This window comes from Desulfuromonadaceae bacterium (assembly GCA_019429445.1).
In the GTDB taxonomy this organism is placed as follows: Bacteria; Desulfobacterota; Desulfuromonadia; order Desulfuromonadales; family JAHYIW01; genus JAHYIW01.
Genome location: JAHYIW010000019.1, coordinates 1 through 22,775 on the forward strand (window position 1 = coordinate 1; position 22,775 = coordinate 22,775).

At 54.8% G+C, this 22,775-nt stretch carries 20 protein-coding genes; 14 read left to right on the plus strand and 6 right to left on the minus strand.

The window, feature by feature from the left end; genetic code table 11:
* Positions 1-280 precede the first annotated feature (280 nt).
* Both K0A93_08920 and K0A93_08925 read left to right on the plus strand, forming a co-directional pair.
* Positions 281-694, plus strand: coding sequence for a HEPN domain-containing protein (locus K0A93_08920; GenBank protein ID MBW6512215.1), 414 nt, complete (start codon positions 281-283; stop codon positions 692-694).
* Positions 667-990, plus strand: a complete 324-nt coding sequence (locus tag K0A93_08925; GenBank protein MBW6512216.1) for a nucleotidyltransferase domain-containing protein — start codon at positions 667-669, stop codon at positions 988-990. Before K0A93_08920 ends, K0A93_08925 begins: the two co-directional genes overlap by 28 nt.
* A gap of 174 nt (positions 991-1,164) precedes the next feature.
* On the opposite strand, the gene K0A93_08930 is transcribed toward K0A93_08925, so the two are convergent.
* Positions 1,165-1,431 (minus strand): type II toxin-antitoxin system RelE/ParE family toxin, encoded by a 267-nt coding sequence (locus tag K0A93_08930; GenBank protein MBW6512217.1) that lies wholly within the window; start codon positions 1,429-1,431, stop codon positions 1,165-1,167.
* Complete coding sequence (locus K0A93_08935) at positions 1,415-1,642, minus strand: CopG family transcriptional regulator (protein ID MBW6512218.1); 228 nt, start codon at positions 1,640-1,642, stop codon at positions 1,415-1,417. Before K0A93_08935 ends, K0A93_08930 begins: the two co-directional genes overlap by 17 nt.
* Positions 1,643-1,816: 174 nt before the next feature.
* Here K0A93_08935 and K0A93_08940 point away from each other — a divergent pair, with 174 nt between their 5' ends.
* From K0A93_08940 to K0A93_08950, 3 genes are all read left to right on the plus strand, one after another.
* The gene (locus tag K0A93_08940; GenBank protein MBW6512219.1) at positions 1,817-2,446 is read left to right on the plus strand and encodes a hypothetical protein; all 630 of its coding nucleotides are present in this window, start codon (positions 1,817-1,819) and stop codon (positions 2,444-2,446) included.
* A 342-nt stretch (positions 2,447-2,788) separates the two neighbouring features.
* On the plus strand, positions 2,789-3,313 hold the full coding sequence (locus tag K0A93_08945; protein ID MBW6512220.1) for a hypothetical protein: 525 nt from the start codon (positions 2,789-2,791) through the stop codon (positions 3,311-3,313).
* 137 nt (positions 3,314-3,450) lie between these two features.
* Complete coding sequence (locus K0A93_08950; protein ID MBW6512221.1) at positions 3,451-5,691, plus strand: Cache 3/Cache 2 fusion domain-containing protein; 2,241 nt, start codon at positions 3,451-3,453, stop codon at positions 5,689-5,691.
* A gap of 4 nt (positions 5,692-5,695) precedes the next feature.
* On the opposite strand, the gene K0A93_08955 is transcribed toward K0A93_08950, so the two are convergent.
* Positions 5,696-6,475, minus strand: coding sequence for a DMT family transporter (locus tag K0A93_08955; protein ID MBW6512222.1), 780 nt, complete (start codon positions 6,473-6,475; stop codon positions 5,696-5,698).
* 251 nt (positions 6,476-6,726) lie between these two features.
* Between K0A93_08955 and K0A93_08960 the strand changes: the two genes are divergently transcribed.
* The 5 genes from K0A93_08960 to rlmB all read left to right on the plus strand — a co-directional run bounded on the left by K0A93_08960 (position 6,727) and on the right by rlmB (position 12,545).
* The gene (locus K0A93_08960; GenBank protein MBW6512223.1) at positions 6,727-7,785 is read left to right on the plus strand and encodes a dihydroorotate dehydrogenase-like protein; all 1,059 of its coding nucleotides are present in this window, start codon (positions 6,727-6,729) and stop codon (positions 7,783-7,785) included.
* Positions 7,786-8,115: 330 nt separating this feature from the next.
* Positions 8,116-9,840, plus strand: coding sequence for a proline--tRNA ligase (locus K0A93_08965; protein ID MBW6512224.1), 1,725 nt, complete (start codon positions 8,116-8,118; stop codon positions 9,838-9,840).
* Between the two features lie 10 nt (positions 9,841-9,850).
* Positions 9,851-11,077: a DUF4388 domain-containing protein gene (locus K0A93_08970; GenBank protein MBW6512225.1), complete on the plus strand. Its 1,227-nt coding sequence runs from the start codon at positions 9,851-9,853 to the stop codon at positions 11,075-11,077.
* The gene (pyrF, locus tag K0A93_08975) at positions 11,074-11,808 is read left to right on the plus strand and encodes an orotidine-5'-phosphate decarboxylase (GenBank protein ID MBW6512226.1); all 735 of its coding nucleotides are present in this window, start codon (positions 11,074-11,076) and stop codon (positions 11,806-11,808) included. Before K0A93_08970 ends, pyrF begins: the two co-directional genes overlap by 4 nt.
* The gene (rlmB, locus tag K0A93_08980) at positions 11,808-12,545 is read left to right on the plus strand and encodes a 23S rRNA (guanosine(2251)-2'-O)-methyltransferase RlmB (protein MBW6512227.1); all 738 of its coding nucleotides are present in this window, start codon (positions 11,808-11,810) and stop codon (positions 12,543-12,545) included. The genes pyrF and rlmB overlap by 1 nt, the downstream gene beginning before the upstream one ends.
* Before the next feature lie 29 nt (positions 12,546-12,574).
* On the opposite strand, the gene K0A93_08985 is transcribed toward rlmB, so the two are convergent.
* From K0A93_08985 to K0A93_08995, 3 genes are all read right to left on the minus strand, one after another.
* On the minus strand, positions 12,575-13,507 hold the full coding sequence (locus tag K0A93_08985; GenBank protein MBW6512228.1) for a hypothetical protein: 933 nt from the start codon (positions 13,505-13,507) through the stop codon (positions 12,575-12,577).
* A gap of 249 nt (positions 13,508-13,756) precedes the next feature.
* Entirely contained in the window at positions 13,757-14,902 is a 1,146-nt protein-coding gene (locus K0A93_08990; protein ID MBW6512229.1) for a beta-ketoacyl-ACP synthase III, read from the minus strand.
* Between the two features lie 23 nt (positions 14,903-14,925).
* A complete protein-coding gene (locus K0A93_08995; protein MBW6512230.1) occupies positions 14,926-16,221 on the minus strand; it encodes a B12-binding domain-containing radical SAM protein in 1,296 nt (431 codons plus the stop codon).
* 358 nt (positions 16,222-16,579) lie between these two features.
* Here K0A93_08995 and K0A93_09000 point away from each other — a divergent pair, with 358 nt between their 5' ends.
* The 4 genes from K0A93_09000 to K0A93_09015 all read left to right on the plus strand — a co-directional run bounded on the left by K0A93_09000 (position 16,580) and on the right by K0A93_09015 (position 22,739).
* Entirely contained in the window at positions 16,580-17,926 is a 1,347-nt protein-coding gene (locus tag K0A93_09000) for a caspase family protein (protein MBW6512231.1), read from the plus strand.
* A 147-nt stretch (positions 17,927-18,073) separates the two neighbouring features.
* Complete coding sequence (locus tag K0A93_09005; GenBank protein MBW6512232.1) at positions 18,074-20,167, plus strand: DUF4384 domain-containing protein; 2,094 nt, start codon at positions 18,074-18,076, stop codon at positions 20,165-20,167.
* A 46-nt stretch (positions 20,168-20,213) separates the two neighbouring features.
* Positions 20,214-20,867 (plus strand): hypothetical protein, encoded by a 654-nt coding sequence (locus K0A93_09010; GenBank protein ID MBW6512233.1) that lies wholly within the window; start codon positions 20,214-20,216, stop codon positions 20,865-20,867.
* A 111-nt stretch (positions 20,868-20,978) separates the two neighbouring features.
* Positions 20,979-22,739 carry a hypothetical protein gene (locus K0A93_09015; protein MBW6512234.1) on the plus strand — a complete coding sequence of 587 codons (1,761 nt, stop codon included), beginning with the start codon at positions 20,979-20,981 and terminating at the stop codon, positions 22,737-22,739.
* Positions 22,740-22,775: the final 36 nt, after the last annotated feature.

Genomic DNA, 22,775 nt, shown 5'->3' on the forward strand with positions numbered 1-22,775 from the left:
GGCTGCAACGCGCGGCGGTTTGTCGTGCTGTCAAGCGGGGAAGTGTTCTGGTGCAGCAGGATACTGGGAGGATTGAGACTATTCTTGAGAGTTGAATCAACAAGTAAACAACGTCCCGTCTTACCCGTCCGTCTTACCCGTCTTACCCGCGTTTTCCCCCCCCGTCTTTCCCTTACGGGCTGACGGCGGAAGAGATTGCGATTGTCGAAGGGGTATAGCCGGTTTTCAAGGGTAGACCTCTGAGAGAATTTCGCTTGCAATAAAGGCATGTTAAGCTACAATGGCTACAGCCGAGGCCCCCATGACACGAGACCAACTTGTAACTCACTGGCAGGAATCAGCCGAAGACAATTACCGCTCCATGCAGAATATGTTTAGCAGTGGCGAATATGTCTGGTCTTTGTTCGTGGGACATCTTTGCATCGAAAAGTTGCTGAAAGCTTGCTATATCCAGAGGGTCGATTCCACCGTCCCCCGGATTCATGACCTTTACAAATTAGCTGATCGCTGTGGACTGGAGATGACCGAAGATCAGAAGGATGCCCTTCAGTATGTAAACCTGTTTAACATCGAGGCCCGTTATGAAGAATATAAACGGGATTTCCACCGAAAATGTACAAAAAGCTTTGCCGCAAAGAGCATCGTCACTATAGAGGAACTGCGATCATGGCTGCTGAAAAAGACAAACAGCTGATTTACAGAGAAATCAGGGAATACCTGGCGCTGTTGCGCGACCGGAACATTCCGGTTCATCAAGCGTATCTTTTTGGCTCTTACGCCACCGGTCGTGCCGACGAGTGGAGTGATATCGATCTGGCCATTGTTACTGACAAGTTTGTCGGCGATGCCTTTGATTTCCGATTTATGCTGACCAAACTGGCCCGGACAATTGATGCCGATATCGAGCCGCATCCTTACAGGATTACCGAATTTAACGAGAGTCATCCATTTGCAGACGAGATTTTGAAAAGTGGGGAACGCGTTGCATAAAAATCTCTTCTCACCGCGAGTTTACTTATCTCCTCAAATACTTGATTTGGTTCGACCCCGCACGAATAGTGAGCACTTCCCAAGTTGCAATCCTGACACCATAGATTCTGACACCATAGATTTTAGATTCTTCCCAAGTTGCAATCCTGACACCATAGATTTTATTCGCATCAGCTACTTATAGATTTGTTTCCGGTGGCCTGCCTCAACCACCAGAATCCGCATGGCATTGTCCTGAATTTCGCAAATAACCCGATAATCCCCGATCCTGTACCGCCACAGCTCTCCGAGAGGGCCAGACAAGGCTTTTCCACGGGTACGGGGATTCTCAAGTGACGCTATATTGTCATCCAGATAATCAAGGATGCGCCTGGCGACCTGCTTGTCCAGTTTGCGAAGCTGGGTCTCCGCTGTTCGGGTGTACTCAATTGTCCAGCTCAAGAGACTTCCTCACCTCGGCAGACGAAAGGATCTCTTCCTCGCCCTTGCGAACTCTTTCCAGGACATCGGCAGCCAGGTAGTAATCTTCCAGATCCTCCATCCCCCGGGTGATCAGTTCGCGAAGGTAGAAGGCCTTGGTGCGACCGGTTTGCCCTGCAAGAAAGTCCAGTCTTTTTTCAACTTCCGGGTCCAGACGAATGGATGTAGCCATAGCATTCTCCTGTTGAATATCGGTATTCACTGCATTCAAGATATCACAGGAGCTGAGGGAAGGGAACAGGCAATCAATGCGGGTCACGGGTAGAGAGGTAAGATTTCCATCCAAACGCGCTGGCGAGCTCTTTTTTCTTTCACCCCAGGACACGAAGATCACGAAGAAGTCGTTATGCTTTTGCTCTTTCTCCGTGTCCTCCGTGCTCTCCGTGGTGAAAGAACTCCGTTCCGAGGCGGGTGGCTCTCAGCGAATCGGCAATTTCTTTCACAACTCCCGATTCCAGCCCCCAACCCCGATTCCCCGATCCCGGCCCTTGCCACCCAGATGCTCACCCTGCACCAACGTCTCGCCGCCGCCAAGACCGAGCAGGACAAGACCATGCTCCAGCGCGAGATTGCCGCTACCGACAAACAGATCGACAAGCTGGTCTACGAACTTTACGGGCTGACAGCGGAAGAGATTGCGCTTGTCGAAGGGGGGGGCGTTATGACCAGCAAAAAAATCGCCAATGTCCCGCCCACCCCCACCACCGGCGAATTTCTCCTCTACACCACTGCCGATGGCCGCATCCGCATCGAAACCCGGATGCAGAACGAAACAGTCTGGCTAAACCAGAAACAACTGGCCGAGCTCTTTCAGACGTCAGTCCCCAACATCAACATGCACATCAAAAACATCTACGCTGAAGGTGAATTGCGGCCGGAAGCAACTATTCAGGATTTCTTAACAGTTCGCCAGGAAGGGCAACGCGAAGTTCAACGACATGTCGCCTGCTACAATCTCGAGACCAAGGGGACGTAGCCGATATTTTGACATTTTGGGCACTCCAGGGGACATCCACTTATTTGCTTATGCACTTCGCTCCAGCGATAGGCCACCATCAGGGGGCCAGGTTATTCCCATGGGAATTTCCTCTAGCAGTTTGCCTTCAGGCACGACCCATTCGCGACAGGGATGTCGCTCCTGCAACAATACCATTATCGCAGCCCAGTCCCTGTGGGAGCGGCTTTCAGCCGCGAAGGGTCTGCGTTTATGCTTTTGCTCTTTCTCCGTGTCCTTTGTGCTCTCGTGGTGAAAGGACTTGTGGTTTTTATCCCCCGCTCAGTATACTGCCGCTTCAACAAATCAACCTCAGGAGGGTCGATGCGTCGCGGATATAAACAGATCGTCACCGCCTATCAGAAAGAACGCAACCGTAACCTGCTGGCCCAGCCGGGTCCGCACGAATGCGTGGTGGTGCTCGACACGCTCAAACCGGGTTATAATGTGGCGAAGATCTTTCGCAGTGCCGAGGCGTTTGGACTTCATGCCGTGCATCTGATCAATATTGGCCCCTTCGACCCCGCTCCCGCAAAAGGTTCTTTTCGCAAGGTCCCGACCCGGTTTCATGAGGCGTTTGAGGACTGTTATGCCGATTTGACAGCACAGGGATATGTCTTCTTTCTCCTTGACGCAAAAGCCAGGGAATCGATTATAAAAATCGCGCTGCCGCGCAAGACGGCATTTGTGTTTGGCCACGAGGAGTTCGGGTTCAGTTTCGATGCAGCGGATTACCCCGCTGTGCGCGCGGTGTCGATTCCTCAGTTTGGTAACGTTGAAAGTTTGAACGTAAGTGTCGCCGCCTCGGTGGCCATATATGAATATGTGCGGCAGTTCGGGGCGCTTTGATGCCGAGCTCAGGCCATTTTTGACGCCCGCAGATAGGGTTGGTGGGGACCGTTCTAAAATCATTTTAAAACCTTGTTTGTAAAATTTAATAATGATACATTTATCCGATATCGCCCTCGAAAAAACTGCGGAAATTTATGAAAATACGCATCAAAATCACTCTGATTGCAGTTTTGCCGATCATACTGACGGCGTTCGTTGTGCTTGGTATCAGTCTTTATCAGAAATCCCTGCTGAACGATTATTTTTCTACCGAGATTGATCTGCAGGCGCGCAGTGAGGCGCAAAAGATCGCCCAGAGCGTCTATCTGATGTGCCGTTCGGCCCAGGAATCGGTGCAACAGACGGTCGATGCCAGTCTGCGCGTTGCATCTGATATCCTGACCCGTAGTGGCGCGGTGACGTTCGGTGCAGAAACGGTCGACTGGGAGGCAACCAACCAGTTTACCCGGAGTACGCAACGCGTCACTCTGCCGCAGATGCTGATCGGTGATAGCTGGGTCGGGATGAATCGCGACATCTCCCGCCCGACGCCGATCGCCGATGCGACCAAGCAGCTGGTCGGTGGGACCGCGACCATTTTTCAGCGGATGAATGACGCCGGTGACCTGTTGCGGGTGGCAACAAATGTCGAGACACTTGATGGCTCACGGGCGATCGGCACTTATATCCCGGCCATCAACCCTGATGGTAAACCGAATCCGGTCATTACCGCGTTACTGCGCGGCGAAACTTTCCGGGGACGCGCCTATGTTGTTAATGCCTGGTACATCACGGCCTATCAACCGATCTGGGATGCAGCACAGAAACGTGTGGTCGGCGCCCTTTATGTTGGAGTCAAGCAGGAGAATCTGCAGAGTCTGCGCCAAGGAATCATGGATATCGTGGTCGGTGCGACCGGCTACGTCTGGGTGGTGGGGGGGAATGAGGATCAGGCCGGACGCTACATCATCTCAAAAGATGGCGCGCGGGACAATGAGCTCCTGCTCGATATCGTTGATTCCCAGGGGGAACCCTTTGTTCGACGGATGATCGACAAGGCCCTGGCCCTGCCGGTCCCGGACGACCGGGGGGCCGTCCCGGTCACTTTTGATCGTTATCCGTGGAAGAATCCGGGAGAAGCACACGCCCAATATAAATCGGTGGCGATCAGCTATTTTGCTCCATGGGACTGGGTGATCGGTGCCGCCTATAACGAGAGCGACTTTGATCATGTGCATCAGCGTGCCGCAAATGTTCTAAACCGAATGGCCATCTGGGTTACCGTGGTCGCACTGATCATGGTTTTACTGGCGGTTCCTGGTGGGCGATTGGTGGCCGAAGGGATCCGCTCCCGCATCGACTGTATCCTCAATTCAGTCCACGACGTTCTGATTGTTACCGACATTCATGACCATATATTCCTGCTCAGCCGGGCGGCGGAACAAATGTTCGGGGCAAAGCTGAAGACGGTCAAGTCCCGTCCCCTTTCGCGCCTGATCGCGGACCAGGATATCTGTGCAACGATTGAGACCGCACTGGCCGAACGCGACAGCGGGGTGTTGTTTCATTTTGAATGGCCCGGAGAAAAGCCAGGGCAACCGCGTTTGATGCAGGGACGCACATCGGTTGTAAAAACCAGGAAGGGTGGTCCGGTCGGCATGCTGCTGACCATTCATGATGTCACCGGGGAGCGTGAATTAGAACGCTTGAAGAGAGAACTGCTCTCGACGGCGGCCCACGAGCTCAACACCCCTCTCACGGCGATTATCGGCTACACTGATCTGCTGTTGGCCGATTCATCGGCAAGCCTTCAGGAACGCCGCGAATCGTTGAACTACATTCACCAGAAGGCCTGGGCGTTAGCAAAAATTGTCGACGACCTGCTTGATGTCAGCCGCATTGAGGCAGGGAAAGATATTCCGATCAACTGTGCTGCGCAGGACATTAATGAAATTATTCGTCAGCTGCTCTATCATGTTCAGCACATGACGAGCGCGCATCACATCACGGTCGATATCCTGTCTGCGCCGGTAATTTTACCGATTGATCGTACGAAGATCGAGCAGGTCCTGGAAAATATCCTTAGTAATGCGATCAAATATTCCCCCGATGGCGGCACCATAGCGGTTTGCGGCTGCATGGAAAACACCGGTTTTCATCTGCGTATCGAAGATCAGGGAATCGGCATGACGCCGGAGCAGACATCCCGGGTCTTTGACAAATTCTACCGGGCCGACAGTTCCGCCACTGCCGTGAGCGGCACCGGTCTTGGCATGACTATCGCCAGGCATATCATCGCGGCACACGGCGGCAGGATATGGATCGACAGTACCCCGGCTAAAGGGACGACCGTGCACCTGTTCCTGCCAGCGACCGTAGCAGGAGCGAGCGTGTAGCAACTCACTGTTTTTTCCTCTGCACGGCCAACCCGATTCCGCCCAGAATCAATGCCGAGGCCACCACCAGCCGCGGCGTCACGTCCTCCGCCAGAACCAGAACGCCTCCACACGCGGCCAGCACCGGTACCGCCAATTGTACCAGTGCCGCACGGGCGGCAGTGAGCCCGCTCAGGGCGACGTACCAGACGGCATACCCGACCCCCGAGGCAAGTGCCCCGGAGAGGGCGGCCAGCAGCAGTCCGGTTGCTGATAGGTGCCCCTGCGAAAAGAACAGCAGACTGAACAGCAGTGTTAGCGGAATCGAACGTAAAAAGTTGCCGGTGGTCTCGTGCAGCGGTTGTGTTGCCACGCGTCCACGGAGGGAATAGATGCCCCAGGCGATCCCGGCGATGAGCATCAGCACCGTGCTGCCGAGTGGCGGGGTACTGATCCCCGGCAGCACCAACCAGACCAGGCCGCCCGCGCAGAGGAACAGACCAGACCATTCGGCACGGCGCGGGCGTTCACCACTCCGAAGGGCCGCGCACAGCATCGTCAGCTGAACCGCCCCGAAGAGCAGCAATGCACCGGTTCCGGTTGGCAGTTTGAGGTATGCGAAGGAAAAAGTGCTGGCGTAGAGAAAGAGCAGTGCTGCTGAACCCCAGCCACCACCGGTCGGCAGTCGTCGTTCGCGCAGGATCACCAGCAGTAACAGGGTCAATGCGCCGCAGATCAGCCGGACACTGGTGAAGCTTGCCGCATCGATTGTCGCAGGGGTGTGCGATTCTGTGGTCAGAGCCATACGACAGAGGAGTGAATTTGCTGCGAAGGCGAGTAACGCCAACAGCGTATATAAAAATGTTCGTAAGCGCTGTTCTGTTGTCACGTGCGTATTTCCAAACCTGATAAGCCCAAGTGCGCAGAATTCTTGTGGTGGGACATTTTAATGGTAAATAAGAAAATAGTATACATTCATGCAGTAACGCAGTAAAAATGAGATAAACCTGGTAATGTATTAACGCGCTTGTTTATTGTCACACGGGAGGTGTCTCTATGGCGGATCTCACTACTACTTACATGGGACTGAAACTGAAAAATCCGTTGATTGTCGCCAGCTGCGGTCTGAGTGGTTCACTGAGCTGCGTTCGTCAGTGTGCGGCCGCGGGCGCCGGAGCGATTGTGCTGAAATCGCTCTTTGAGGAACAGATCGCCGCGGCGGCCCAGGCGCTGAGCCCGTCGGCCGAGCTTGACCCCTACGGCGAGGCGGCGGAATATATCGAGCAGTACGGGATGGCCCTCGGTCCGCACGATTATCTGAAATTGGTCAAAGAGGCCAAAGCATCGGTCGATGTACCGATTATTCCCAGCCTCAACTGCGTATCCTCCCGGCGCTGGTCCGATTATGCCTGTCAACTGGAGGACGCCGGCGCCGACGCGCTGGAGCTGAACGTGGCGCTGATGCCGACCGATGCGCGGCAGGAGGGGGCGGCCGTCGAGGAGATCTTCTATCGTATCCTGCATGACGTCAAGAAGCAGGTCGGCATTCCGGTGGCGATGAAGGTCGGCCCCTTCTTCTCCAACTTTGTTCATTTCGCCGAACAGCTGACTCGCGACCGGGCCGAGGCACCGCCGTTCATGGTCGGTTGGTGCGGGCCGGGGGAGACCAGGGCCAAGATTGTCTGGTCGGGGGCCGATGCGCTGGTGCTGTTTAATCGCTTCTATCAGCTGGATATCGATCTTGACCGGTTGCGGCTGGTGGCCGGGAACCCTTACAGCTCGTCGGCGGAAATCCATACCGCCCTGCGCCTGATCTCCCTTCTGGCGGGGCGGATCGAGGGGGACCTGGCCGCCACCACCGGCATCCACAGCGGTGCCGACATCGCCAAGCAGCTCCTTGCCGGGGCGACCGTGGTGCAGGTTTGCTCGGCACTCTATCAGCACGGTCTCGGTCGGATCACCGCCATGCTTGCCGAGCTGGAGGACTGGATGGCCGCGCACGATTTCGCCACCCTCGATGAGTTTCGCGGTCGGCTCAGCCAGCAACGCAGCGCTGAACCCGCCGGTCATGAGCGGCTGCAATATATCAAGCTTTTTTCCTCTGATCATTTATGATGGCGTCGCAAAAAGTCCGCCCTACGGCGTTACACTGGTTTTTCAGGACCTCGACCTACCTGATGTAGGCCTTCGCCCCTGAAAAACCACCAAGCCTTGTAGAACGAAATTTTTGCTTAGCCACTTAATTCTTTTTTGCGAGTGCAACATTTATGACTGAGGCCGTGACCGGTCGCTGTCCCCTGCACAGCTCAAAAAACCGCCGGGAGCCATCGCGAGGCGACCGGTTTCCGGCGGTTAGATCCATTGCGCGCCGCTGATCTCCTTGCATTTGCTGCGGAAATACGCTAGTTTATGCCGCTAAATTAATTCATGAGACGAGGTCCGACTATGCGCTATACCGAGTACTTGCTTAACACCCTCAAAGAGACTCCGGCCGATGCCGAAGTGATCAGCCATCAGCTGATGCTGCGCACCGGAATGATCCGCAAGGTGGCGGCCGGGATTTACAGTTATCTGCCCTTCGGTCTGCGGGCGGTGCGCAAGGTTGAGCAGATTGTGCGTGAAGAGATGGATCGTGCCGGAGCGATCGAGCTGCTGATGCCGATGGTGACCCCTGCGGACCTGTGGTCCGAATCGGGGCGCTGGGAGCAGTACGGCAAGGAGCTGCTGCGGCTGAAGGATCGTAAAGATACGGAATTCTGCCTCGGACCGACTCACGAGGAAGTGATTACCGATATCGTCCGTCGCGAGGTTAAATCGTACCGCCAGGTGCCGCTCAACCTCTATCAGATTCAGACCAAATTTCGCGACGAGATTCGCCCCCGTTTCGGTCTGATGCGCGGGCGTGAATTTATCATGAAAGACGCCTATTCGTTTGATGTTGATGAAGCCGGAGCGGATATTGCCTATGATAAAATGTACCAGGCTTACCGACGGATTTTTGAGCGTTGCGGGCTGAAGTTCCGCGCCGTCGAGGCCGATACCGGCAATATCGGCGGCAGCGCATCGCACGAATTCATGGTTCTGGCGGAGTCCGGGGAAGACGCCATCGTTTCGTGTGACAGCTGTGAATATGCGGCCAACGTCGAGAAGGCCGAGATTCTGTTCACCGCAGGAGCGACCCCGCCGGCAACGCACCCGCTGACCGAAGTTTCGACCCCGGCTCAGCGGTCGATTGCCGAAGTTGCATCGTTCCTCAAGCTAGATCAATCGCAACTGGTCAAGACGTTGATTGTCAAGACCGATAGCGATGAAACGCTGGCAGTGCTCCTGCGCGGAGACCACGAACTGAATGAGATCAAGCTCTGCCGTATGCTCGGCTGTAATGAGGTACTCATGGCCGATGACGCGACCGTCACCCAGGTGACCGGTGCGCCGGTCGGGTTTGCCGGCCCGGTGGGGCTTAAGCTGCGGGTCATTGCCGATCATGCGGTGAGTGCCATGGCCGATTTTGTGGTCGGTGCCAATGCTGTCGATACCCACTACACCGGGGTCAATAGCGGCCGTGATTTTGCCGTCGAGACCTTTGCCGACCTGCGTCAGGCCGAGGCGGGTGATCGCTGTCCGCGCTGTGACGGGGGGACGTTTGAAAGTTGGCGCGGCATTGAGGTTGGCCACGTTTTCAAGCTCGGCCACAAGTATTCCAGGGCGCTCAACGCCGTGGTCCTGGACGCTGACGGGAAAGAGCGAACGCTCTTCATGGGCTGTTACGGGATCGGTATCGGCCGTTCGGTGGCTGCTGCCATCGAGCAGAACCACGATGAAAACGGCATTATCTGGCCGCTGCCAATTGCACCGTTCCAGGTGATGATCACCATGCTCAATCCGAAAGATGATGATGTGCGTCAAACCTCGGAGCAGCTCTACACCGATCTCCGCTCAGCCGGGATCGAAGTCCTGCTCGACGACCGCGATGAACGTCCGGGGAGCAAGTTCAAGGACGCCGACCTGCTCGGTATTCCGTTGCGGGTGACGGTCGGAGGACGCGGTATCAAGGAGGGTGCGCTGGAATTGCAGGTGCGTGCCGATGGCAGCAAGGATGCGTTGCCGCTCGCTGAAGCGGCGCATCGGATTGTGGCGAGAGTCCGTGCCGAACTTGCCGCCTGGCGCTGAAACTGAAGCGATGAAAAGCTTCAAACTGGATGATCAGGGGCGTATTGTCCTTCCTGCGGGTGAATGTCGTGCCTTTACCGGGGGGGCCGCGTTGGTCTCGGCGACCTCTAGCCATCTGTTGTTGACTCCGGGTGACTCTGCGAGGGAACTCTGTCTGGCGGGAAGATTCGGTGAAGTCTCGACCGTCGATATGCTCTCGTTTTTGAACATGTTCCGCAAGACCGGGGTGCTGCGGGTGCTGTTGCCCGGCGGGGAAAAGGCCATTTACCTGCAACAGGGGGAAATCGTCGCCGCCAGCAGTACATTGTTGGCGGAAAATCTCGGTGACTGCCTGTGTGAACTGGGGAAGGTCGAACGGGAAACACTGCTGCGCATGCGTAAGGGGCATCGCTCGGAGCAGACTCTTGGCAAAGAGCTCGTTGCCGCCGGGCTGATCGCATCGAAAGATCTATGGCAGGCCGCCAGGTACCTGGTCGAGAAGATCGTTTATGATCTTTTTACTCACTCGGGTGGGGGGTTCAGTTTTGTTGCGGCAGTGCTGCCCGGTGCCGAGTTGACCAAGTTGTCGATGTCAACTCAGAATATGATCATGGAAGGGTTGCGCCGGACAGATGAATCTGAATTGTTCCGGCGGCGCATTCCCTCCCTTGATATGCAGGCAATCGTTGATCTCGATCGACTCGATGAACTGGGCGGTGGTGAGGCGACGATTGCGCGCTTGGCGGCCGAGGGAAAAGTGACCGTGCGCGATATCCTGCGCCGGGCCGGGATGGGCGAATTTGAAGCGCTGCGCATGCTGCATCAGTTGATCGAGAAAAATTGCATTACGCTTGAGGACGCGCCGTCGGTTGATGTCGGCGGCGTATGCGGCGAGGTTGTGCAACTCTATAATGGTGTGCTGGCATTGTTGACGCGGCGGTTGTTGGATCTCGATGTGGATGTGGGGCGTGAGGTTCACCAGTTTTTGCGGGCTCTGCCGCAGCCGTATGCGCATGTTTTTGGCGACCTGGAACCGGCGCGTGACGGGATGTTTGATGCCGCCCGGCTGCTCGGTCATTTGTCCGGACTGGCGGAAGGGGATCGCCGCACGCTGTTGGTCGATGCTTTCAACGAGCTGGTATTTATGTACTGCCTGTTGGTCCGGCGTGAACTCGCCGGAGTCGAGGCGGATGCGCTGACTCGCCGGGTCCAGGATATTACGGCGCGGGTCAAGCATTTGATCGGGAGAAATGAATGAACGAAAAGGTCCGGGAACGGCTGATTTTTGCCCTCGATGTCGATAGTTTTGCGGCGGCGGAAAAGTGGGTGCGACAGCTGCATGACAAGGTCGGAGTTTTTAAAATCGGCAAGCAACTCTTTACCCGCTGCGGTCCCGAAGTGGTCAAGATGGCACGTGCGGTGGGCGGAGATATTTTTCTCGATCTCAAATATCATGATATCCCCAACACGGTCGCCAAGGCGGCTCTCGAAGCGGCACGGCTCGGGGTCAGGATGTGCAACGTCCATGCGCTCGGCGGGCGGGCGATGATGGAAACAACTGTTGCTGAAATTGATGCGCACTATCCGCGCGGCAGTGCCGACCGCCCTCTGTTGCTGGCCGTGACGATTCTGACCTCCTCTAATGAAGAGACGTTGCGCGAGGTTGGTATCGACCGTCCGGTGGACGAGATGGTGGTGCGGTTGGCGAAGCTGGCGCAGTCCGCCGGGATGGACGGCGTTGTTGCCTCGCCGCGCGAAGCGGCGCTGATTCGTGCCGCCTGTGGCCCCGATTTTGTCATCGTCACCCCCGGTGTGCGTCCGGCCTGTGCTGCCCTTGACGATCAGAACCGGGTCATGACTCCGGCTGAAGCAATCGCCGCCGGAGCCGACTATCTGGTGATCGGTCGCCCGATTTCCGCTGCTGCTGATCCGGCGGCTGCTGCTGATAAGATTCGCGTCGAAATGGCACAGGGGCTGCGGGCATCCTGATGAGTGAATATGTTTACGGGATCAACCCGGTCCACGAAGGATTGAAGAACCGTCGGCGCAAGCCGCTTGAACTATTGTTGCAGCGCGACCTCCGCTCCCGGCGAATCGATGCGTTGCGAGAAGCTGCGGCCGCCGCCGGTGTCCCGGTGCGTAGCTGTGAAAAAGTTCAGCTGGAGCGCCTCGCCGGGAACCCCCATCATCAGGGGGCGATTCTTAAAGTTACGCCGTTCAATTATGCCGCGCTGGACGAATTACTCGATTGCTGGCATGCTTCGGCCCGCCCGGCATTCTTCCTGATCCTCGATGGCATCACCGATCCGCATAATTTTGGTGCCTTGTTGCGTAACGCTGACGGTGCCGGTTGTCACGGGGTGATCGTGACCAGAGATCGTGGTTGTCCGGTGACCGGGGTGGTGGATAAAACCGCCTCCGGGGCGATCGATCATCTGCCGATCTGTCAGGTGACGAATCTGGCGCGGACCCTTGATGAACTGAAAAAGGCTGGTGTGTGGATTTACGGCCTGGCCGGAGAGGCCGCCGCCGATCTCTATGCCACTGATCTGCGCGGGGATATGGCGCTGGTGGTTGGCAGTGAAGGGAAGGGATTACGTCCTCTGGTTCGCGAGCATTGCGATCATTTGCTGGCAATTCCGATGGCCGGCGGGGTTGAATCGCTCAATGTGGCTTCGGCCGCGGCTGTTGCGCTCTATGAAATTTTTCGCCAGCGGCACCTTTGACCGTTTCCGGTTGCTGCCGGTCACACCCCTCACAACACGGTCGAAAAATGTGCCTTGACGCGATCGACGATCCCGTCACGGCGCAGATGACGTGACGGGAAATCCGTCGCAACTTTCATGATTTTCTCCAGGTAGGTGCGTTGACGCTCAATACCCTGTCGATAGAGGTTGCCCTCAATATTCCAGCGTTCGCGGAAATGGATCGTCAGAAACCCGTCGATGACCGGAGCAAGGACTCTCAGCCGTTGCTCGACCAGAGCATAAAAGTCCGGAGTTTTTGTCAGTAGATCCTCCTCATCCAGAAACACGTTGATTCCCCCCTCGCGCAGTTCAAAATAGAGAAAAAGAAGTTTTTCGAGATAGACCCGATCGGCCATTTGTGCCCAGAGGTCGGCGGCGGCCAACATCCTTGCCGTCAGGGCGCTGGCTGCTTCGGGAAAATCGACCTTTTCCGGTTCGATTGCGAGGTCGGTACAATCGATCAAACGACATCCCAGCGACAGTTCTTCGGGGGACCGTTGATGCGCGGTGGTGAAAAGCTGAAAAAACATCTGACTGCGCTGAACGTGAACCTTGGTGTGTTTTGCCCCGGTTCCCTGCACGTCCTTTGCGTTCTGGATGAATCCGGCATCGTGCAGTAATGCCGCCGCGATCGAGATTTGCGCAATTGCCGCAGGGACTGCGATGCCGAAACGGGCTGCACCGTGAATCATGCGCATCAGCGCCAGGGCCGTGTCCGTGGCGTGCTGCAGATCATGATACTCGGTGCGACATGCGGCGTATCCTGCAACTTCACCCCGGTAGAGACGCACTGTCCATGCCCACGCCGAGGAAATTTTATCTGTATTTTCAGTGGGATAAATTTGTTTCCAGATCAACAGGACTTCGTTGAGAATGGATTGCGGATCGCGATGATCGAGCAACGCGGCAAGGTCAAGGGGTTTGTTTTGTGCAATCGACATCGTTGACTTGATCCATATCGGGGAAATATTAACACCAGGATTGATGGTAGTTAATGTTCGGGCCGATTGCAAGTTGAAATTTCAGACGCTATCGTTGATGGCGTCGCAAAAAGTCCGCCTTACGGCGTTGCGCTGATCTCGACCTGCCTGATGCAGGCCTTCGCCCCTGAAAAACCACCAAGCCGTGGAGGACGAAATTTTTGCTCAGAAGCCATCTCGTTCTTTTTTGCGAGTGCATCATCGTTGTCGTCAAACCACTGTCAGTTGGACAAAACAGGTTGCGAAACGCCCGCTTTCCGGAATATAGCAGAGGATCCGTTCGCCTGCTTTAAGCCTCCCGGAGTGGAGCAGTTCCTCCATGATGACAAAGATCGAGGCTGAACCGGTATTCCCCTTCTCGTACAAATTGGTGAACCAGCGCTGATCAGGAATTTCACAGCCAACAGCCTTCATCTGATCGTAAACCGGCTGACGAAAATAGTGCGATGAAAAGTGGGGCAAAAACCAGTCAAAGTCCTCTCCGCTGATACCGTACTTTTGTATCAGGCTGGTGAGTGGGCGTCCCACCGTCAGCGGAATGACCTTTTCATTCAGCAGCTTGACATCCTGCTTCAAAAGAAGCATCCGGTCGCGAATAATATCCTGTGGAGAAGCGGAATCACGCCAGAAGGTCAGGGAACCATCGGGGTTTTTGTTTGCCCCCATATACATACAGGTTTCCATCTCACTGGCATAGGAGATGATTTCAATCCAGTCAATGCGCAGGGCCAGACGATCGGGCGGGCGTTCAGCGGTGAGATAGGCTGCCCCGGCACCGTCGGAAAGCATCCAGCGGAGAAAGTCGGCATTGAACGCCAGTTCAGGATTTTTTGCCAGATCACCATGCGGGGGGTCGGGGAATTCTGACATGCGTCCCCGCATGGTCGGCGAAGCCAGCTCGGAGGCACAGGCGACCGCACTGGCGTGCAACCCCTGGGCGACATTCATGAACGCATATTTGAGCGCCATCATTCCGGAGACGCAGACTCCGGCAGTGCTGACGATTTCACACGGGCGGCTGGCCAGTTCGCCGTGAACCATGGAGGCATGTCCCGGCATCAATTGATCTGCTTGTGATGTTGCGCAGCACAGACAGGTAATGTCATCAGGAGAGAACCCTGGGTATGGATGCAACGCACGAATCGCCTCCGCAGCCAGCTGTGCATTGGAGTGCGTTGTTGCGCCGGTAGCGGGGTCGATGGCATAGTAGCGCCGTTTAATCCGGTTGTTGCGGAGGATTATATTTTTGGTGCGGGAGGGTGTGTCATGCACCATCCCGAGGATATTCTCGATAGTATCGTTTTCAACCGGAGCGTTGGGCAAGAATACCGAGATATCGGAAATAAAGACATCCATGAGAATAAATTCCCTTTTTACTACTACAGTTTGGCACCGTGGAGGGTCCGCTGCAGAATGTTTGCATAGCGCAGATAAAATTCTTTTTCGGACAACCTGGTCGGCATGACAGCGTTCGTCAGGGTGTAATAGTCGAGATCATGGTTGGTGATTCGATCCCTCATTTTATAATAAACCGGCGTTCCGGGCAACGGGGTTAACACGGTCAGAATCGGCAAGTCGATTATATTGTCGGCAAGGTACTGCTCGAGTAAATCAAAGTCGGTGTGATCGTAGCCGGGGGAGACGATAAAATCGCCGACGATGGAAATGCCGATTTCGTGAAGGATACGAATTGCTTCGGTGTTGTGGTGTGCGGTATTGCTTTTGTTCAGGGCCTCCAGCCCCTCATTGTTAATATTCTCAAAACCGACGATGACGGAACGCAATCCAATCTCTTTCCAGGCGCGCATCATCTCCGGGTGCTTGACGATTGTGTCAGAGCGGGCATCGGCCATGAATTGCTTACGGATGCCGCTTTCGCGCAGAGCCGCGCACAGAGCCATTGCATGGTCCGGATCGCCGAACGAATTGGCATCGACCAGGCGAATAAAATTAACGTCGGGGAGCAGTTTTATGTCTCTGACGGTGGATGCGATTTCATTGGTCAGGTAACGTCCCCCGGTGAGCGGTTCTATACAACAGAAATTGCACCGATAGGGGCAGCCGTAAGCGGAGGCAACCATCCCGAACTGGGCACCGACAGCGGAAAGGAGGTATTTGGAACGGTATTTTTCGACCAGGTCGTAACGCGGCGGATAGTCTTCATCCAGGTCTGCTTTTCCGTACTGGCGCGGGGTGAACGACAACGTGCGACCGGGTGCGGTGCGGGCAATACCGTGAGGAACGGGGGAGGTCGAATCGTTTCCCAGCAGCTTGACCAGATCGCGAAAGCTGCGCTTGCCGAGGCCGATAACAATAAAATCGATTTCTTCACGATTAAAAAATTCGGGATCGTTGCTGGCGTGAATCCCCCCGACGACAATCCTGGCCTGGCTGACTGCGCGAATTTCGCGGGCGATTTTAAGCATGGTGTTGGCTTCGCAGGTCATGCCGGTGATGCCGACAATGTCCGGAGCGAAGGTGTTAACCTCATCGACGACAGGATCTGCCGTCGATTTCATGTCGAAGATGCGCACCTCATGCTCGGGAAGAGCACCGGCAAGGGTTTCGAGCCCCAGTGGTTCGCCGCGAAAAATAGCTTTTATCGCATCGATTCCATACTCTTCCTCGGGGATGCTGCGGCCACTGTTGGGAGGATTGATGAGAAGGACGCGCATGACCGGGAGTGCGGCAGATTCCGGTGTCATTTTGTGATTACACTGCAACATATCAGATAAAATCCGTTAACTGTCATTAGGATTGTTTGAAAACACGCATAATCGCATATTTTGTGATAAATTGTAAATCTCTTTCATGCGTGCGTGGCAATCGATCCGCAGTACCGGATGTTGTCATCAGCTATCGTTTGCGGCGTCGTATCAGGAAGGAGGGATGGGTTGTGGGCCCCCCCTGTGGGTGCAGGGCTTTATGTTGCGGAGGATTTATATTTGTTGTAGAATTCCCCTACGAAATATGCATCTTTATCGCTGACAGGATTTTTTCAGTTTGACGCGGTTGAGTGTACTGGAGGACGTGATGAAATGGTTGGCACAAGGGACAGAGGCTCGAATGATGGTCAGAAATGCCGTTTTGTGTATTGTAGCGTGCTTGTTGGTCATTACTTTTCCTGCGCAAAGTGAGGCACGGCGGCAGTGGTACGAGGCCTACGGTATTCATGACAAGCATGAACTGACGGCTCCCTCCGCCGTGCCGAAGATGATCGAAGCGCTGGCAGATCGTAACGCCGCCGTGCGCAAATCCGCTGTGGGTGTCTTGAGCAAGATTGGCCCGGCTGCCGAGAGCGCCGTGCCGCGCCTGCTCCAGGTGATGGCCGATGATCGTGATGCCAATACGCGCAAAGCGGCTCTGGTTGCGATCTACAAGATTGGTTATCGCGGTGCAGATTATTTCGCGGCGTTACAAAAATCCGGGCAGCAGGATGCCCACCCCAAGTTGCGCGCTTATGCCGCAAAGCTGGCGGGGAAGGTTGAGGCGGAGGTTGTGCCGGTGGGGCAGATCGCCCGTTCAGCACAGGCGTCCCCCGGCGGCACCGGAAAATTCACTATCAACTTGCCGAAGGCCGCGGAGCAGAATCGTTACGGTATCGCGGTTATTGTTGGCAATCGCAACTATGCCGCCGTAAACAAGGATGTTCCCAATGTCGATTTTGCGATTAACGACGCCGATGCCATGTACCGTTACGTCACCGAAACGCTCGGTTATCGTGAGGGGAATGTGATCCTGCTCAAGGACGCCACCCAGGCCGATTTGATCAGTACGTTCGGGGCCAAGGGAAATTATAAAGGAAAGCTCTACGATTGGCTGCGCCCTGATGAATCGGACGTTTTCGTTTTTTATTCGGGGCATGGTGCGCCTGGGCTCAGGGATGGTCGCGGCTATCTGTTGCCGGTCGATGCCGACCCGATGAAGGTTGAACTGAACGGCTATCCTCTCGATACGCTCTACGCCAATATTGGTCAACTCCCCGCCAGGAATGTGACCATGGTCATTGATGCCTGTTTCTCCGGCGGTTCAGCGAGCGGGTCCGTGGTGAGCAACGCATCGTCGATTTCGCTTAAAGTGGTCAAGGCGGAGGCCAGTGTACCGCGAGCGACGGTGATCACTGCCGCCGGACTTTCGGAAGTTGCGTCATGGGACAAAGAGGCTGAAATGGGGTTGCTGACCAGGAATTTTCTTGAGGGAGTAACCGGGGCAGCAGATGAAGACGGGTACGGCAACGGGGATGGTCGCGTTACGGTCGCCGAGTTGAAAAAATTTCTCAGTGAGGAAGTGACCTACAAAGCGCGTCGACTCTACGGGCGTGATCAGACGCCACAAGTCACCGGGGATGCGAAGAAAGTCATCTTTGTCGGTGAGCAATAAGCCAGTGTTTGTTTCTTGCCAGGGTCATTCCTTTACGAAAATCGGAATTCAGCTTGTTGATCAACCCTTGATGCAGTTTTCTGCCTGCCTGTGAATGGATCTGTTGCTTGCGTTGTCGTTTCAACTTTTTTTGTTGGGGGATTTTCGATGTTATTTTTCAGATTGAGCCTGTGCTGTTTGCTGCCCGTTTCGGTATTACTCGCGTCCTGCGCATCGGCCCCTCACCCGGTCACAAAAAAAGAACTGCAGATTGCCACGCAGTATCCGCCGGTAAAAACACTGCTCCGTGCAGTGCCGACAGATAAACCTGCGTGGGTTTTCTCTCCTCCCGAAAAAAATGATTACTACGAGTTTTTCGTCGGGGTTTCTTCTGAAGGGGTTGTCTCCGAGAAAGAGGCGCGCAGTGATGCGTTGCGTGATGCGGTTGAACAATTCGTCAATTACACCGGGGTGAACGTGTCTGTTAAGGAAACGATCCGCAAGTCGATTTCCGGGCAACTCAGTCAGGGGCTTGATGGGTCTGTATCTGGTGAAAAAATGGTCAAAATGGGGGCCGATGCCTTTGTCAGCCGGATCAAGGCCACGGACTTCTATTTCGAACAGTATGATATCTCCCGCAACGGTATTCATGAAAAAAATGTCTACAAATATTACGTCAAGGCCTCCGTGCCATTGACTGAGTATGACCGGGTCAGGGAGTGGGCACGGCAGCAGGCGGAGGCCCAGAATAAATCACGCAGTGAAAAAGTTGCCGCAGTCGTCGCTGCCAATGCGACAGGATTGTCGCAAGTGGATAATTATATTACCAATGGGCAGGCGCTGGCGGCGTTGTCCGCGATTAGCGCTGAACACCGTCGTTTGCAGTCGCTGATAGATTCCGGTGCAGAAGATGCGCTGATCGCCAAAGCGCGCGAACTTCAGGCGCTTCTGCCTGGCCGGGCGAGGGCCGTAAGTTCGCGGTTGATATTGGATTCAGGGCGGTTCGGGACGACCGAGATCGGTGCTGCGCAGGATGTTGTTTTTAAAGCCTGGGTATGGTTCAAAAGTGATGACGGGGCGTTGCTCCCGGTTGCCGGACTGCCGCTGAGCATCAATACGGCACGCGGGGCAGAGATCGCCGATACCAGAACCGGTCGTTCAGGTGAAGCGACGTTTTATTTGCCGGCGATTGAACCTGGCCAGTATTACGTAAACATTGACTTTGAAAAAGAAGATAATCTCGAGCCGATGATTGGTATCGCGCTGAGAAATGTCGGCACCGAATTTTTAGTGATTCAGGGGCAACCGGGGATCGATCTCGCAGTCAAAATCATGGTGAGAAAGTTGTTTGCTGGCTCCACTTACGAGAAACTGGCCGTGAAAAAACTGGAAATAGGTTCGATCACCTATGGTGACACCCATCGCGGCAGCGGTTTTGCCCTGGAACTCAAGCGGCGCATCAACGAACAGTTGGCGAATATCAGCGGCCTGGAGGTGATCGTTCCGCAAACCGATGATCGTCAGGAAATGATTGAGCATGCAATTAAAACGCGCGGGATTAGCGCCGTTGCCAAAGGTGGGCTGGGTGCCGCCGCGACCCATGCCGCGGTTGATGGTGCCGATGCGGCCCTCAACGCAATTTATGCACTGAACGGTCGCGACGTTTTTCTCAATATGGAGTTGAAGGAGGCCGGGACTGATCGGCTGCTGGGGGCAGCAAATACCAGCTTTGACAGCTCCCTGCTCCCCCCTGGAATCGACCTTGTCCCGCAGCAGGCAAGGCAGACGTTTGACACCGCTGCGCCCCCCACAGTCAACGCGATCAAACTTGAGGTGACCTCGCATCTTGGCGACGGTCAGACTTACCGTTCCGGGGAGACGATTTCCTATCTGGTCAACTCTGACACCGATGCTTATCTCCTGCTGATTTATGAGGATGTTGCCGGAAATCTGATTCAGCTGCTGCCGAACCATTATTCCGGCGCGGGGTTCTACCCAAAGGGGATCTATCTCGAAGTGCCCGACAAAGCAGATCGTGAGCGCTTTGAATTCACCATTGCCGAGCCTTTCGGGCTGGAACACGTCTGGGCTTTTGCGGCGACGCAAAAATTTCCGGAATTGGCTGGAGACGAGCTGGAAAATGGTCTGAAACTGTTGCACGGTTCTTTCAGCTCAATCCGGGACAAACTCAGAAAATCAGCAGAACTTAATGGTTCTGCTTACGGCGAAGCGCATTCGATGATCACGACTGTTGCCAACTAATCTTATTAACACATCGGCTTTGGCCGAAACTACTCAGGAGGAAAAAATGAAGAAGCTTAGTGGATTTTTAATTGCCGGTCTGGCGATGTTTCTGCTCTTTGGCTGCGGCGGCGGTACCGTTCAGCATGAAATGAAAGCTGCGATGGATACTGAGGAGCTGATTCAGACCTCGCAGCCGCAGCGTCCGGTCTGGACGATGTCGATTCCTGATGCCGAGGGGGGCAAGATGTTCTTTGTCGGCACCTCCGATCGGTACAAGACCGAAGCTTCCGCGCGGGAAAGTGCCGGGCGCGGTGTGACCGAGGAAGTTGTCAAGTATATGGGGACGCTGGTCAAAAAGAAGTTTGAAGAGGCCAAAGTTTCCTATGGTCAGGAAAGTGACGCTATCGATCCGACCGCTGCTGCCCGCGAGTTTACCAAGCAACTTGCCACCAATATGGCGAAACGGGTCAAGGTCAAGGAATATTACTTTGAAAAATACCGCAACCCCACCGGGTCGTATTTTCAGTACTTTGCGCTTGGCTATGTGCCGGCCGAAGAGATCGATCTGGCCTACAAGGACACCGTGAAGAACATGGCTCGTGAAGCAGACAAGGCAGCGCAAAAAGCCAAAGAAGAGAATGATGAGTTTGCCAAAAAACAGGCTGAAAAGCAGGCTTCCTTCTTCAAGGATATGCAGGAACAAGGTCTGATCGAATAGGTTTGATGGTTGATGACGCCCCCTTGCCCCTTCTGGTGAGGGGGCGTCCGCCCTGTCCAGGTTGCCGACGCGCGACGATGCGCGAAAATGATTTGAATGAGGAGCTTTGCAATGAGGTTTAAATTGTGGCATGGCATTCTGATGATTGTCTGCATGAGCAGTTTGGCGTACGCACAGGGCAGTGATGTTGACCGGTTTTTTTCAGATACTGATCAGGAAACGGCGCATTTTGGCAGCATTGAGGATGAAATGCGGCGCGAGATGGATGCGTTCTATGCTGAATCAGCCCAGGAAATCCAGTCGTTCAAGGATGAGCGTGACCGCGATTTTGCTGAATTTTTGAAAGAAAAATGGCAGGCGTTTGACGAGTTCGAGGGGTTGGTCAAAGATCCAACCCCCAAACCGGTCAAGTTGCCCAAAGCGGCTAAAAAACCTGACGACAAGATTGCGCCGCTGGGACAGACGGTCCCGCCACCTTCTGCCCCGGTTCTTCCACCACCACCGGTTGTTGTCCTGCCACAAGCTAGACCTGAACTACCGGTTGCTGTTGTCCCGTCACCGCCTGAACCTGAACCACCAGTTATTGTTGTCCCGTCACCGCCTGAACCTGAACCACCGGTTATTGTTGTCCCGTCACAGCCTGAACCTGAACCACCGGTTATTGTTGTCCCGTCACAGCCAGAACCTGAACTACCGGTTATTGTTGTCCCGTCACAGCCTGAACCTGAACTACCGGTTGTTGTTGTCCCGTCACAGCCTGAACCCCCGACCGACGTTCCGCAGCCAGCAACGCTTGAGGTTGCATATCTGGGGCGTATGCTGCGTGTGGTGTGCGATCCATCGTTGGCGGTTACGACTGGAACAAAGATCACCAATCGTGAAATCAGCGCTTACTGGGAAAAAATTGGTACGGCCGACTTTGGGCCGATGCTGTCCAGCCTGTTGACAGTCAAGGAAGCCTTGCAGTTGAACGACTGGGGCTACTTCCAGTTTGTGCAGGAAGCGGGAGAAGCGTTGCACGGTCCGGGGAATGATGCGCAGCTCTTTGCCTGGTTCGCACTGACGAAGTCAGGCTATCGAGTCAGGGTTGGCTACAGCGACAATCGCGTTTTTCTGCTCGCTCCGATCGACAGTCTGGTTTATCAGGCACCCTACTACACGCTCGATGGAACCAGATATTACAACATCAGTTATTTTCGTGATCAGCGCAAGCCGGGCAAAGTTTACACGTACAGTAAAGACTATCCCCGCGCCGAGCGCCTGCTGTCACTCAAGTTGCCTCTCGTGCCGCGGGTTGGCGAGGGACGTGAAGTGCGGAGCTTGCATTTCCTTTATCAAAACAAGGAATTTACCGTTCCCGTTAGCTACAACCGGAACGCCCTCGTTTTTTACGATAGTTATCCCCAGACTGAATGGGCAATCTATTTCGCCGCTCCGTTGGCCACCGAGGCTGAACAAAGCTTGATTGATGGCCTGGGCAAACTGGTCGCTGGCAAGAGTGAAACTGAAGCGGTTAATATGCTATTGCGCTTTGCGCAGACGGCCTTTGAATATCAAACGGACGATGAGCAATTCGGTCGTGAAAAATACATGTTTGCCGAAGAGACGGTTGCGTTTCGTTATTCCGATTGCGAGGATCGATCAATTCTGTTCAGCTATCTGGTGACCAGGATTGTTGGACTGGAAGTGGTTGGCGTCCACTTCCCCGGACATATTGCGACCGCAGTCAACTTTACCGAAAAGGTCGAAGGGGATGCTATCCTTGTCGATGGAAAACGCTTTGTCGTTTGTGACCCGACCTACATCAACGCGAATATCGGGATGATGATGCCACAGTTCAAAGAGGGGAATCCAGAAATCATTCGCTTCTAAATCGAGTGACGTTTAGGTCGCCCGCATGAGGGACGA